15 protein-coding genes are annotated in these 13136 nt (G+C 44.6%); 4 read left to right on the top strand and 11 right to left on the bottom strand.

Annotation, left to right across the window (positions count from 1 at the left end; translation table 11 throughout):
• Positions 1-107: 107 nt before the first annotated feature.
• Positions 108-1664, bottom strand: coding sequence for an ABC-F family ATP-binding cassette domain-containing protein (locus V6668_RS13585; RefSeq protein ID WP_017688769.1), 1557 nt, complete (start codon positions 1662-1664; stop codon positions 108-110).
• A 197-nt stretch (positions 1665-1861) separates the two neighbouring features.
• On the opposite strand from V6668_RS13585, the gene V6668_RS13580 reads away from it, so the two are divergent.
• Positions 1862-2335, top strand: coding sequence for an SET domain-containing protein (locus V6668_RS13580; protein WP_338708679.1), 474 nt, complete (start codon positions 1862-1864; stop codon positions 2333-2335).
• Positions 2336-2565: 230 nt separating this feature from the next.
• Here V6668_RS13580 and V6668_RS13575 read toward each other — a convergent pair whose 3' ends face one another.
• The 7 genes from V6668_RS13575 to V6668_RS13545 form a co-directional block, all read right to left on the bottom strand.
• Complete coding sequence (locus tag V6668_RS13575) at positions 2566-3186, bottom strand: DUF1349 domain-containing protein (protein ID WP_235193804.1); 621 nt, start codon at positions 3184-3186, stop codon at positions 2566-2568.
• A 45-nt stretch (positions 3187-3231) separates the two neighbouring features.
• On the bottom strand, positions 3232-4578 hold the full coding sequence (locus V6668_RS13570; RefSeq protein ID WP_338708941.1) for an NAD(P)/FAD-dependent oxidoreductase: 1347 nt from the start codon (positions 4576-4578) through the stop codon (positions 3232-3234).
• Positions 4579-4631: 53 nt separating this feature from the next.
• On the bottom strand, positions 4632-6146 hold the full coding sequence (gene opuFB, locus V6668_RS13565; RefSeq protein ID WP_338708678.1) for an osmoprotectant update ABC transporter permease/substrate-binding subunit OpuFB: 1515 nt from the start codon (positions 6144-6146) through the stop codon (positions 4632-4634).
• On the bottom strand, positions 6139-7113 hold the full coding sequence (locus tag V6668_RS13560) for an ABC transporter ATP-binding protein (RefSeq protein WP_338708677.1): 975 nt from the start codon (positions 7111-7113) through the stop codon (positions 6139-6141). Before V6668_RS13560 ends, opuFB begins: the two co-directional genes overlap by 8 nt.
• 220 nt (positions 7114-7333) lie before the next feature.
• Positions 7334-8194, bottom strand: coding sequence for an ergot alkaloid biosynthesis protein (locus V6668_RS13555; protein WP_338708676.1), 861 nt, complete (start codon positions 8192-8194; stop codon positions 7334-7336).
• Positions 8184-8630: a nuclear transport factor 2 family protein gene (locus V6668_RS13550; RefSeq protein WP_076249517.1), complete on the bottom strand. Its 447-nt coding sequence runs from the start codon at positions 8628-8630 to the stop codon at positions 8184-8186. Before V6668_RS13550 ends, V6668_RS13555 begins: the two co-directional genes overlap by 11 nt.
• 132 nt (positions 8631-8762) lie before the next feature.
• Positions 8763-9347, bottom strand: coding sequence for a TetR/AcrR family transcriptional regulator (locus V6668_RS13545; RefSeq protein ID WP_338708675.1), 585 nt, complete (start codon positions 9345-9347; stop codon positions 8763-8765).
• 167 nt (positions 9348-9514) lie between these two features.
• On the opposite strand from V6668_RS13545, the gene V6668_RS13540 reads away from it, so the two are divergent.
• Together V6668_RS13540 and V6668_RS13535 are read left to right on the top strand one after the other, a co-directional pair.
• Entirely contained in the window at positions 9515-9877 is a 363-nt protein-coding gene (locus V6668_RS13540) for an iron-sulfur cluster biosynthesis family protein (RefSeq protein WP_338708674.1), read from the top strand.
• A 461-nt stretch (positions 9878-10338) separates the two neighbouring features.
• On the top strand, positions 10339-11112 hold the full coding sequence (locus tag V6668_RS13535; protein WP_127545626.1) for a M15 family metallopeptidase: 774 nt from the start codon (positions 10339-10341) through the stop codon (positions 11110-11112).
• A 134-nt stretch (positions 11113-11246) separates the two neighbouring features.
• Here the strand turns inward: V6668_RS13535 and V6668_RS13530 are convergent, their stop codons facing one another.
• Positions 11247-11486 carry a hypothetical protein gene (locus V6668_RS13530; RefSeq protein WP_235193803.1) on the bottom strand — a complete coding sequence of 80 codons (240 nt, stop codon included), beginning with the start codon at positions 11484-11486 and terminating at the stop codon, positions 11247-11249.
• Positions 11487-11616: 130 nt separating this feature from the next.
• On the opposite strand from V6668_RS13530, the gene V6668_RS13525 reads away from it, so the two are divergent.
• The gene (locus V6668_RS13525; protein WP_047842731.1) at positions 11617-12249 is read left to right on the top strand and encodes a nitroreductase family protein; all 633 of its coding nucleotides are present in this window, start codon (positions 11617-11619) and stop codon (positions 12247-12249) included.
• A 250-nt stretch (positions 12250-12499) separates the two neighbouring features.
• Here V6668_RS13525 and V6668_RS13520 read toward each other — a convergent pair whose 3' ends face one another.
• Positions 12500-12736 (bottom strand): hypothetical protein, encoded by a 237-nt coding sequence (locus V6668_RS13520; protein WP_338708673.1) that lies wholly within the window; start codon positions 12734-12736, stop codon positions 12500-12502.
• Between the two features lie 167 nt (positions 12737-12903).
• A complete protein-coding gene (locus V6668_RS13515) occupies positions 12904-13029 on the bottom strand; it encodes an Imm53 family immunity protein (protein WP_338708672.1) in 126 nt (41 codons plus the stop codon).
• Between the last annotated feature and the right edge of the window lie 107 nt (positions 13030-13136).

Here is a 13136-nt window from a genome sequence, read left to right as displayed (position 1 = left end):
TCTGCTTGTTCTGCAAGCAAAATTCGCGCCTTTTCTCACGCTTCGAGCTTGTTCGCAAGCTCGTACATGATTCGTAATCAAAAGCGGACTTTTTGAACAACCTCTATTTAGAATACCTTTGTTGTCCACGACTCACAGTTCCACGTCTCCGTAACGACATCACGGTAGAATTCCGGTTCGTGGGAAATCAGAAGAATACTGCCTTTGTAAGCCTTGAGCGCACGTTTCAACTCTTCCTTGGCATCAACGTCCAGATGGTTCGTCGGCTCATCGAGCACAAGCAGGTTGGTTTCATTATTGATCAGCTTACAGAGACGCACTTTAGCTTTCTCGCCACCACTCAGTACAGCTACCTTGCTCTCAATGTGTTTTGTAGTCAAACCACATTTTGCAAGTGCAGCACGCACCTCGAATTGGGTATACGAAGGAAACTCCTGCCAGATCTCTTCAATACACGTATTGTAGTTGGCATCCTTCATCTCTTGCTGGAAGTAACCAATCTCCAGATGTTCACCACGTTGAACGGTTCCTTCCAGAGCTTGAATTTCACCCAGAATACTGCGCATCAGGGTTGTTTTACCAATTCCGTTCGCACCAACGAGGGCAATCTTCTGTCCACGCTCCATACGCAGATCCAGTGGTCTGGACAACGGTTCGTTGTAACCAATCACAAGTCCTTTGGTTTCAAAAATGAGCTTGCCGGATGTTCTTGCATCACGGAAGTTGAACTGCGGTTTCGGTTTCTCCTTGGCGATCTCAATGACATCCATCTTGTCGAGTTTCTTCTGTCTGGACATCGCCATATTACGTGTAGCTACACTTGCTTTGTTCCGCGCTACAAAGTCCTTGAGGTCAGCGATCTCTTGTTGTTGGCGTTTGTAAGCCGACTCCAGCTGCTGTTTTCTCATCTCATGCACTTCCTGGAAGTGATCATAATCGCCCACATAACGAGTTAGATTCTGGTTCTCCATGTGATAGATCAAGTTGATTACACTGTTCAGGAACGGAATATCGTGAGAGATCAGAATAAAAGCATTCTCATATTCCTGCAAATAACGTTTCAGCCATTCGATATGCAATTCATCCAGATAGTTCGTAGGCTCATCGAGCAGCAAAATATCGGGTTTTTCTAGCAGCAGCTTGGCAAGCAATACTTTGGTACGCTGTCCACCACTCAGGTCATTGACGTCTTTATCCAGACCGATATCCGTCAGACCCAGACCACGTGCGGTTTCATCCACTTTGGCATCGATCATGTAGAAATCCTGGTTTGTCAGTGTATCCTGAATCGTACCCACGTCTTCAAGCAGTTGTTCAAGCTCCTCCGGTGTAACATCGCCCATTTTGCCATACATATCATTCATTTCCTGTTCCATGTCAAACAAATACTGGAACGCGCCGCGAAGTACGTCACGGATTGATTGGCCTTTGTTCAATACAGCATGCTGGTCCAGATAACCAACACGCATCCGTTTGGACCACTCCACCTTGCCTTCATCCGGCTGGAGTTTTCCTGTAATAATGTTCATGAAGGTGGATTTACCTTCACCATTGGCCCCGATCAGACCAATATGTTCGCCCTTCAAGAGGCGGAATGAAACGTCGTTAAAGATAGCACGGTCACCAAAACCGTGACTTAATTTTTCTACATTTAATATGCTCATTCATGACACCTTTTCTATATAGACTTAATTCTTTGTATATTATAAGCGTTATATCCTGCACAACTCAACGCCATATTAAAAATTATTGCACCTTTTTGTCTGAAATTTGCCTTATATGAAAGTATGGGTTAAAATTTTGCCTTAACGAATTACTATTATATAGAACGGAGCTCTTCGAAGAGCATCAGGTGAAGATTATGATTGAAGTGAAACAATCCAAGTTGGGTGATGGTGGTGAGTTTAACCGCGGGGTATTTGCTACCGTTGATATTGCCAAAGGAACGCTTATCCATCAGGCACCCGTTGTGCCTTACCCAAATGAAGATCATGAGCATGTCGAAAAAACGATTTTGGAAGATTACGTGTTCGAATATGGGGTGAATCATACCGCGATTCTGCTCGGCTATGGCAGTCTGATCAACCACTCCTATGAACCTAACGCTACTTACGATATCAATTTTGATAACCACACCTTTGACTTCTACGCGTATACAGACATCAAAGCTGGCGAAGAAATCGTGATCAATTACAACGGTGAGGAAGACAGTATGGACCCGTTATGGTTCCTGGACGATTACGAGGAGCGTATGCTGGAGTTCAATAAGTCCAATTATGATGAGGTTGAAAAAGAGACCGAACCCCAGTCCCTGGATACGGACACCAGTAAATAAACGTTAAACTCAAGTAAAGTTCGCAAGCACTCTATTGTATGTGCGAAAAGAACTCACTGTACCCGGTGAATGATGAAATGAGTAACTGGAGACTTTTCACAGTCCAAAGTTTAAACACACAAATAAGCAAGTCCTCCGTTAATGGAAGACTTGCTTATTTGTGTTGTCTTGCTTTCTAAGCCAGATACACCTGTTCATGTTTTATTGTTTATCGTGCATCTTAACTTGTTTTAATCTGTAATCGGCGGATCTGTATGCAAGTCTTGATCGGGTGTCGTGGATCTCCACTTGGTAAAGGCTACCTCGAACCCTGCACGCTTTGGTGAACACAGAAATGGACCTGCATGTTTGTTCGTTGGATAGGCAAACCGTGCAACCCGAATCGTACGCCAAGGATGCTCATCTGTGCGTGCACGAATGACAACAGCCTCATTACTGTAGGAGGCTCTGATTGTTACGATTCGTCCACCCCACTCTGGCACAGGAGAGAGTGACCAATCCGAATATGTATCCGTCACGACGGCTCCAACATGTGCCACACCATCATTGACCTCAACTCCGGCCTTGATCCATTGGTCTTCTCCGTACCATAACATTAATCCCGCTTGGTCATATAATTCGGTGAATGAGCTTAGATCAAACGATACCTCAATCGCTTCCGTTCCGTCCCATGGAGCAAGCATGGCATGTCCATCCCGATGACAGAACCCGTAGAATGTGTTCTCCCAGAAGTCACTGCCTTCCCGAGCTTCCACAACGAAACGATCCCCATCCATCCGTGCAGCAACGGGTTCCTTAGTCCACTTGCCTTCATGAAGCCCAATAAAATCCGATGACATCGTTATTTTCATCCTTCCTTCCATCCCAAAGGGGAGTTCATCACCACTTCATCACTTCTAAATTAAAGAACCCAGATCCGATGCAGCAGTAGGATATGCAAAATTCATGGTGTTTAACTGATCGATAGTCAGATTGAACTGAATCGCCATTGCAAAAAGGTTGATCAATTCTTCTGTTTTGCTCCCGAGCACATGCGCACCCAGAATACGCCCGGTTGATTTGTCGATCACCACTTTGGCCATGGCAAATTTTTCATGAGTTCGCTTGTAAGTATACCATTTCGACATATCATTTACCTGCACCTCGTAGCCCTCTTTCTTGGCTTGTTCCGTGCTCATACCTACAGCTCCAAGGGCAGGGACAGTAAACACAATGGAAGGCATCACCTTATAATTAGGTTTGTGTTGATTTCCCTCCAACAAATTGAACGATACAGCCCGGGATTCCTGACCTGCTAACGGGGTTAAAGGCAACCCTTTTGTATCCGTTACATCGCCAGCAGCATACACTCTCGGATTACTTTCACTTTGCAAGTACTCGTTCACCGTAATCCCCTTTTTGCTGTAGCTGACGTTGGCTTTCTCCAATTCCAGCCCATCCACATTAGGAACACGCCCCGCTCCATGAACGACAAGTCCGCACTGCCACTGGTGATCTGCACCATTACGTGTGCCATGAACGACATAGGCGTTCCCCTCTTGCCGTATGGACTTCACCTCCGCGTTCAAGTGAACATGAATGCCGATCTCTTTTGATTTTTGCAACAAACATTCTACAAGCTCCGCATCAAACGACTTCAGAGGCTGTTCACTCCGATGCAGGATATGGACTTCCGTCCCGGCTCTGGCCGCAATATGCGCAAACTCAAATGCAATGTATCCACCGCCTACCAGAACTAATCGATCCGGCAGCTGTTCCAGATCCAGAAAGTCATCACTATATAGAAGATGCTCCGAGCCCTCAATCTCAAGTGGCGCAGGTCTTGCACCGGTAGCAATCAGAATGTGTTTCCCATGGAGCACTTCTTCTCCAACTTGAATATGATTTTCATCGACAAATGAAGCTTTACCATGGAACGTATCCATTCCGGCCTGTTTGAATTGATCTTCACTTGCTCTAGGTATGCTCTCGGTAAAGGTGCGTTTAAAGGCCATAAGTTCAGACCAGTTGATGGTCGCCTGTCCCTGAATTCCTTTCCTTTGCATCCGTTCATTCCAGTCAATCAGCTCAGCCGCTCCAGCCAGCACTTTCTTGGGATCACAGCCACGCAGTGCACACGTTCCGCCGAACTCACGTTCATCAATTACAGCGATTTTCCATCCAGCTTCAGCGCAACGGGTAATTACAGAGCTTGCCGCGCTTCCTGTGCCAATCGCAATCAAGTCATACGTTTCTTGTGTCATCATGGTCCCTCCTCATCCTTTTGGTACATCTATTGCAGTGATGCCTGAAGTTGTTATAGCAATCCAGTCTGTTTAAGGTACTCTGCTGCAACCTGTTCAGGATTCTCTCCCTCTACGTTCACGTCATAGTTCATCTGACGCATCTCATCATCCGTAATTTTGCCAGCAAGCTGATTCAGCACCTCAACCAGTTGTGGATATTGATCTGCCGTTTCTTGACGAAGCATCGGCGCGCCTTGATACGGTGGGAATAACTCCTGATCATCCTCCAGCACAACGAGTTCATATTGTCTCAACTCACTGTCTGTGGAGTAAGCATCAACGAGATTGATATCTCCGCGCTGAAGAGCACCATAGCGAAGCTTGGGTTCCATTGTTGCAACGTTCGGAAATTCAATCCCATACTTTTTCTGTATGCCAAGGTATCCGTCTTCCCGATCCGAGAATTCCAGCGTGAATCCTGCCTTGATCTGCTGCTCAACCGGTTTGAGATCCGAAATGGTCTTGAGATTGTATTGATCTGCGATGCTCTTTGGAACGGCCAACGTATACGTATTGTTGTAATCCATAGGGTTCAGAAGCACCATGTTGAACTGGCTCAGCATTCCATCTCTTGCCTGTTCGTACACCTCTGTCCGATCGGTGCTCACAGCCGTTTCCTTCATAAATTCGGAGATCGCTGTCCCCGTGAATTCGGGATAGATGTCAATATCACCCGACTTGAGTGCATTGAAAAGGAATGGTGTTTTGCCTAATCCGGGTTTTAGTTCAACGGTCAGGTCTGTATCTTTTTCGATTAACAATTTGTACATATTAATGAGAATTTCGGGTTCCGCCCCCAATTTCCCGGAAATGACGAGATCCTTCTGTCCACCACGTGCCACGAAGGGAATGGTAATCACAAGTATCGCGATCAGAGCTAGCGAACCCAAGGTAACCAATGTTTTCTTGAAGGATAACCGCTGGAACTGACGTAATAGTACATCAAACAAAATCGCCAGCAATGCGGCCGGAATGGCTCCAAGGATGATCAATGCGGTATCGTTCCGATCAATGCCCAGCAAAATTAATGCACCCAAACCTCCTGCGCCGATCAAGGCAGCAAGTGTGGCTGTTCCTACAATCAGGACCATCGCGGTCCGAATTCCGGCCATAATAACAGGCATCGCCAGTGGCAGTTCCACTTTGATTAGACGTTGCCAACTATTCATGCCCATCGCATTCGCTGCTTCCACCATGGAAGGGTCAACTTCGGATATGCCTGTGTACGTGTTGCGGAGTACCGGAAGCAGCGCATACACCACCAGTGCAATGATTGCAGGAAGTGTGCCTATGCCGAATAACGGGATGAGCAATCCGAGAAGCGCCAAGGAAGGTATCGTCTGCAACACAGCCGTAACCCCAATAATCGGTTCAGCGACTTTTGGCTTGCGTGTCAAGTAAATACCAAGCGGAATAGCGATGAGGACAGCAAAGAACAATGCGATAAATGAGATCTGAATATGTTCCAGCAGAGCAGACAACAACTGACCTTTGCGCTCACTGAATACCTCCGTGAATCTACTCATGTCCTTCACCTCGTTCCTGTAACTGATCAGACCAGTATTTCATCAGATCAACTCGACTGATCTCGCCAATAATCTGGCGGTTACGTTCAACCAGCAGATGGTCATGGTAAGCCATGATATCAACTAACTCCGTCAACGTAATGGATACAGGAACGGCGGTTTTAGCTGATTTTGGCACATGACCCGGTGAGAGTGGTGACATGATGGATTCGAGATCAAAATCAGATTGTGAACTCGTATCGGTGTTAGGACTTCCAACAAATTCACGTACGAAATCATTCGCTGGCTGTCGGATCAGTTCTTCCGGGGTGCCTACCTGCAAAACCTGTCCATCCTTCATAATGCAGATGCGATCCCCCAGCTTCATCGCTTCCTGAATATCATGGGTGACAAACACAATTGTTTTTTTCATCTGACGCTGGATATCCAAAATATCATCCTGTAATTTCTCCCGACTCATTGGATCGAGTGCACTGAACGGTTCATCCATCAAAACTATCTCGGGATCGGCAGCGAGTGCACGCAACACACCAATTCTCTGCTGTTGTCCTCCGGATAACTCGGACGGTTTACGCTCACTGTACGTATCTCCGTGCAAACCCACCATGTCCAGTAACGTATGTACACGCTCCTTAATTTGATCTGACTTCCATTTTCGGAGTTCAGGAACAACTGCAATATTTTCGGCAATTGTCATATGCGGGAATAGTGCAATCTGTTGCAGCACATATCCTATATTCCAGCGCAATTCGTGAATGTTGTATTCATCGATTGGGCGTTCATTAATGCGCACTGTTCCATCTGTTCGTTCAATCAGGCGATTGATCATTTTGAGCATGGTGGTTTTGCCACATCCACTCGGACCAATCATGACAAACAGTTCTCCCTTGTTAATGTTGAGGTTAACCTGACGCAAAGCCGTTGTTCCATCAGGATATTGTTTTGATACATTTTCGAACTGAATCATTCGCTCTCTTCGCCCCTTTATCTAGGGCGTGTTTCAGACACGCCCTAACATTCATCTTCATCTATTTCCCCAAAAGTGTGTTCGTATAATCACTGCTTTCCTTAGTGTCCCTTGTTAGGGAGAGATCCATATTCGAATCAACGATGTCAACATGCTGGTAGACATGCAAAAAGACGGGCACTAGGCACCGTCTTCTCATAATATGAAAATGTTTCTTCCATTATTTCCATACTTCCATATGATTCTGAATAAATTGCTCGAATGAAATCGGGTTATTCCCCGTTAATTTTTTCACCGTATCCGTCGTTTGATCTTCTCTCCCCTCCTCACGGATAGGCACATCCAGTCCTGCGAGGGCAGCAGCGTATTCTTCTGACATTCCTGCGCGAATCATGATGTTCCTCAATTTATCATCGGACAAAGATTCATGCTGGATGGACTGACCCAGTACACGGCTCAAGACGTCTGCAACCTGTCCATAGGACAACGTCTCCGGCCCTGTAATAATATGCTCCGTATTATGAGGAACAATATCCGTCAGAGCATGGAACGCAACTGCCGCGATATCATCTGCACTAACAAATCCAATTTTCCCTTCACCCGTAGCACTGTATATTTTCCCGAGTTGTTTTGTCGTCTCCCGATGCGGTCCCTCCGTAAAGTTCTCCATAAAATAGGAAGGCTGCAATACAGCCCACTCAGGAGCATGGGCTTTTATATACTGATGTACTTTGCCAAATATAGGACCCTCTTCATCAATTGAAGCACTGCCAAGTAAAACGAATCGCTTAACGCCGTTCCACAATGCTTCCTTGATGAACGGAATGATGACGTCTTCTGGGTTCATATCCATGACTGGCATGACAAGGTACACCTGATTCACATTTTTCAGCGCCAGCGCATATGTCTCGGAATCATACCAATCAAAATAGACATAATTATCGGCAGAACCAGAAAGAGATGGTTTAGTTCTTCCTGCCAAACGCACCGGATAATGATGCTTTTGAAGTATGGCCGCAACACGGCTTCCTGTCTTTCCATTAGCTCCGGTAATAAGTGTCAACGGTTTATCATTGATCATGCTTGTTTCCTCCTAAGTCCGATTCGAGTACGACCATCGGATTCCAATAGTCTTTATAATGTGTAATTTTTCCATTAGAGTGGCTCACTACAGAGATGTACGTTTGGTTGTATGGCTTGCCTGTAACTAATGAACGCCCTTTACAAGTAAATTCAGCCACAAACTGTTGTTTCGTGGAATCAGCCAAGATCACCGGTTCAGAAAACTGCTGAATTTCAATCATCCCCAGTAGATTATGAAGATGATTCGTAATTGCGGCTTTGCCTTCCAGTTTCTGAGGATATCCTGCTGGTGCATATGGGAATTCGAAAATAGCGTCAGATGTATATAACTCCAACCATTGTTCCAGTTTTCCCTCCAGTAGCAATTGAGTAAATCCATGCATGATCCGATACGGTATACTATTGCCCTCTTCCAACTGCTGAGATTGTGTCATCCTTATTTCCTCCTTCAGTTTGTTTGGTGTTTTTTTTCCAGACCAATCGGTCTATAATAGTCAAAAAATAAACGCCCTAAGCGTCCATTTTTAAGAAAACGTAAAGAATTCTTACTCGAATCATGTAAAACGTTAATCCATAGCCCTTAGGGTCATCTGGACAAAATCTCGCAGCGCTTCTGTACTTGCACCGCTCTTCGCCGTAAAGGTCAATGAGAGTCGGGAATAATTCAGAAAACGGGCAAGACCGGGCAATTCTTCCTCTGCATGCCTCAGTTCGCCACTCCTCTGGCCTCGTAACAGCGCAGTATGAAAAACATCTTCCATTTGTTGGTTAGTGGTTTGAATAAAGGCCGCGATTTCGTGATTTTGTGGTGCCTGTTCAACCGCGCTGTTAATGATGAAACATTCATTACGACGTTCGTTGTCTGTCAACACGTTAACCGCTTCGTTGAACAACTCCGTCACGCCTTGCCTCACACTTGTACATTCGTCTAATAGTCTGATTCCCGCTTCTGTCTTCTGCTGAATATAGAATTTAAGAGCAGAGACAAATAAATCATGTTTAGTTCCGTAGGTGTCATACAGGCTTTGCCGCGCAATGCCAAGTTCACTCAGCAGTAAGCTCAAAGATGTACCTTCATAACCGTACGCTCCAAATACAGACGTTGCTTTTCTTAGAACGGTCTCCGTGTCAAACTCCTTGGCTCTTCCCAATTTCAGACCTCACCTCCCTATTCATTAACTAAAGAATACCTTTTCCAGACTGATCAGTCAAGAAAATAAATGCTTTGATTTTTGCCAAAGTGGTATAATGGGAATAGAAGCTGAATGAATTCTTTTACCACTTACAACCATGACCACATATAAAGGAGTGTACCTATATGTATATTCAAATTACAGATTTGGCTGCCAAACGATTAACGGAAAGCCTGAATGACCAACCTGGATATTTCAAAGTGATCTATGACTTGGAAGGTTGCGGATGTAACGGAGTTATCGCTATTATCATTGCTGATGAACTTGCGGCTCTCGACGCGCAGATTGAAACCAATCTGGTGCCATTCTATGTTGATCCGAAGCAGCAGCTAAACCTTGAACAACACATGAAGCTGGATACAGAAGAGAATTATCCTTCTTTCAAATTAAGCAGTGATTCTGGTGTGCTCAGCGCCAACGTTCGCGTTCGTGACACCCGTGCAGTAACTGCGGGAAGCTCCGGTGGATCCGACGCCTGCATGCTATAACACAGTCTCCAGCATACTTGAAGTAATCTAGCATTATCTCTCTTTACATCAAAAGCCGTTGCATCTAATGCAACGGCTTTTTTAACGTGTTTTTGTTTATATGCCTCTATCAAAGTTGCAAAAAAGACTCTATAAAAGATGAACTAAACATTTACACGAAACGGAGAGGACAGAAAAAACCTGAAGAAACGAAAGTGTTCGCCTAAAAGCTTTCTGAAAGAAAGCTGCATCGGAAGCATACGCTATCCCCGGATTTCCCCCTATAAGGGGAATTCAAAAAATCTGGGGATAACAGCGATCGGAAGGTTGTTCTGTCATCGTAGTGTCCAGTGTAAATATCTTTGGTTCAACTTATATAGCAAACTTTGTTTACAACTCGGAAACAATTGGAGAACCTATGGATATAATCCTCTAGTATACTCGGTATATAGATTCATATATTCCGAGGAGGAACACACATCATGAAACCTTTTACTCGTAAATCCATCATATCTACAATTCTCGTAGGCTCTGTTGTAGCAGGTTCTGCCTTTACTACGTTTCCCATCACTTCAAGCCTGAATCCCGTCGCGTCTGCGGCAAGCTCTAGCTTCACTCAATTTCTGCATGATAATGCACCTGGTCGTACGATCAAAACGATTAAAAATGTGGCAACCGTGACCAATGTGTCCAGTACAGTTGTGCTTGTCAATAAAAAGAGAAATCTGCCTTCAACTTATGCACCTCAAGATTTGGTTGTACCTAATATTCCTTTTAGCTTCTCAGGTTCCAGTCCGAAGAAACAGATGCGTAAAGTGGCTGCAACCGCGATAGAGAAATTATTTGCCGCTGCCAAAAAAGACGGCATCGATATCAAAGCGGTGTCGGGCTATCGCTCGTATGCGACTCAGAAATCGATCTTTGACCGTAATGCCAGCATCAAAGGTGAAGCTGTTGCCAATAAAACAAGTGCTCGGCCAGGACAAAGCGAACATCAGACCGGTCTAGCTATGGATATCTCCAGCGCTTCGGCTGGTTATGATCTTCAGCAAAGCTTTGGCAACACCAAAGAAGGCAAATGGCTGAAAGCCAATGCCCACAAGTACGGATTCATCATCCGTTATGGCAAAGATCAGGAGAAATTGACTGGTTACTCCTATGAGCCATGGCATGTACGTTATGTAGGGGTGTATATTGCTGGTGAGATTACCAACCAGAAACTTACGCTGGAGCAGTATTTGGAACGTGCTAAATAAGGCAGGTTTGAACCCAAAGCTTCGACAGTTATTAGATCAGATAACAGATGCGTTACTATAGATAACATGACTGAAGGAGAAGATGGGGCCGCAACTGGCCCTCTTCTGCTTCAATCTTTCATTTACACCCCTCATCATGTCCCAACGATTTTTCTAAAGACCAGTGGCAGTCTCTTCAGACCTTCTGTTCCAGCCCAAGAGCCTACGCCAGCAAGTATTACATTATGGCACAAATAAAGTGCGACATTGTACACGATAGGGCCTAGAATAATCTCCACGACTACAAAACGTTTTAACGTCGAAGATTGGATCACATATACCCGAAATTCATGAGGGTCATGTCCTCCCATATACCTTGCGATCAATGCTTTCATGAATCACCTCTAGTGTTTTATTTTAGCGTATGGCAGACAATCCTTGTCTTATTCTAAAATAATACTTACATAAAGTAACTAAGTGTGTTATAGTCAGTTTATAAATCATACATAAGCGAGGGAAACTACCATGAGTGAGTTGGAGAATCTAGTCAAAAACCGTAGATCGGCCGTTATTTTTGAAGAAGGAATTGAAATTTCGGATCTTGAACTGCAAGAAATGTTTGCCCTGAACAAATTTGCACCATCTGCCTTTAACCTGCAACACACGCACTATCTTGTAATTAAAGACGAGGAACAGAAAGAGAAAGTCTATGAAGCATCCCAGCAATATAAGGTAAAAACAGCTTCTGCGGTCATCGTGGTATTGGGCGACGTCAATGCGCATCATCATATCCGTACTATTAACGAAGGCCTGCTGAACCTGGGCGCTCTTACTCCGTTCCAATACGAGCAGGAATCCCAAAGTGTCACCGAGTTTTACGAATCTCGTGGCAGATTCTTCCAACGTGAGGATGCGATTCGCAATGCCAGCCTGTCTGCCATGCAATTGATGCTGATCGCTCAGGATCGCGGTTGGGACACTTGTCCAATGATTGGTTTTGACTCGGAAGAACTGCAACGGAGTCTGGAAATCCCTAACCATTACGTACCCGTTATGCTGATCACCATCGGCAAAAAGTCGGAAGCCAAACAGCGCCCACGCGGTTACCGTAAACCGATTAACGAATATGTTAGCTTCAACAAAATGCACGCTGAGTAACATATAAAATGACAAACTAGTTCAATGATAAAACAAAAAGCCACGATCTCGTGGCTTTAATTCGTTCGAATAGGTTTCATCCTATCCTTTAATACGATTCATAGATGAGTCTTTCAGACATTTGAAGTCTGCCGTCAAACTCCGCATATAGACAAAGTCGACCAGCAGGAGTATCGCTTGCGTCATACCCTACTTTAAAGTGACACCTTCCTGAAATTCCACTTCAGTCATAACCAATTCATTCACATCCTCATATGGATGGGCTTCTCCAATGAGTTGAAGTGTCCGCTACTTCAATGACAGGAGTGAGCACTTCCATAGCTGCTTTGGTAGGTACACTTGCTGTAACTACAAGCTCTCTCCCCTTATACGGCACGGTTACAATATAATTGATCAACGAAACATTGTATTGAAAAGTTCCAACCCCCGGCACCACACAATCCGGTTCTGTAATCAGGTTGTCCGCATATTGAAGTCTCTCCAACATGGGATTTTGTTTAGAATCCCGCTCCGCAAGTTTATTTTACGAGCAGTAGAGCTCTTCCAGTTGTTTATTGTGAATGATGTCCAGCTTCGTGATGCGGTTATTAAAACATCTTAAAATTTTTCAATGCTGGATTATGGCTGATATCCAACGCAGTTAAATGATTATGATTACTTGATTTCGACAGACCAACCGGGATTATCCACTGTATCAATTTTCACATCGTATGAATGCTCCCAATCACCATTACAGTTCTCATGATACCAGTTTTGAAGCCATTTTAATGTGTTCATCATCTCTACCTCTTCTTAGGAATCTCATCTGGTCTAGCTGGTCTAACGCTCCTGGTATTGATTTACCATTAACATGAGGTGTTGGTACATTTTGTTTTGTTAATTTGTTG

This window comes from Paenibacillus amylolyticus (assembly GCF_036894225.1).
Classification (GTDB): Bacteria; Bacillota; Bacilli; order Paenibacillales; family Paenibacillaceae; genus Paenibacillus; species Paenibacillus amylolyticus.
This window is presented reverse-complemented; position numbering and strand designations above follow the sequence as displayed.

Excerpts from the sequence above, each read along its gene's own strand:
- V6668_RS13540 (WP_338708674.1), top strand. The coding sequence starts at position 9,515 with ATGTATATTCAAATTACAGATTTGGCTGCCAAACGATTAACGGAAAGC.
- V6668_RS13560 (WP_338708677.1), bottom strand. The coding sequence starts at position 7,113 with ATGATTCAGTTCGAAAATGTATCAAAACAATATCCTGATGGAACAACG.
- V6668_RS13570 (WP_338708941.1), bottom strand. The coding sequence starts at position 4,578 with ATGACACAAGAAACGTATGACTTGATTGCGATTGGCACAGGAAGCGCG.
- V6668_RS13515 (WP_338708672.1), bottom strand. The coding sequence starts at position 13,029 with ATGATGAACACATTAAAATGGCTTCAAAACTGGTATCATGAGAACTGT.
- V6668_RS13555 (WP_338708676.1), bottom strand. The coding sequence starts at position 8,194 with ATGATCAATGATAAACCGTTGACACTTATTACCGGAGCTAATGGAAAG.
- V6668_RS13585 (WP_017688769.1), bottom strand. The coding sequence starts at position 1,664 with ATGAGCATATTAAATGTAGAAAAATTAAGTCACGGTTTTGGTGACCGT.
- opuFB (WP_338708678.1), bottom strand. The coding sequence starts at position 6,146 with ATGAGTAGATTCACGGAGGTATTCAGTGAGCGCAAAGGTCAGTTGTTG.
- V6668_RS13525 (WP_047842731.1), top strand. The coding sequence starts at position 11,617 with ATGAGTGAGTTGGAGAATCTAGTCAAAAACCGTAGATCGGCCGTTATT.
- V6668_RS13520 (WP_338708673.1), bottom strand. The coding sequence starts at position 12,736 with ATGTTGGAGAGACTTCAATATGCGGACAACCTGATTACAGAACCGGAT.
- V6668_RS13535 (WP_127545626.1), top strand. The coding sequence starts at position 10,339 with ATGAAACCTTTTACTCGTAAATCCATCATATCTACAATTCTCGTAGGC.
- V6668_RS13580 (WP_338708679.1), top strand. The coding sequence starts at position 1,862 with ATGATTGAAGTGAAACAATCCAAGTTGGGTGATGGTGGTGAGTTTAAC.
- V6668_RS13575 (WP_235193804.1), bottom strand. The coding sequence starts at position 3,186 with ATGAAAATAACGATGTCATCGGATTTTATTGGGCTTCATGAAGGCAAG.
- V6668_RS13550 (WP_076249517.1), bottom strand. The coding sequence starts at position 8,630 with ATGACACAATCTCAGCAGTTGGAAGAGGGCAATAGTATACCGTATCGG.
- V6668_RS13530 (WP_235193803.1), bottom strand. The coding sequence starts at position 11,486 with ATGAAAGCATTGATCGCAAGGTATATGGGAGGACATGACCCTCATGAA.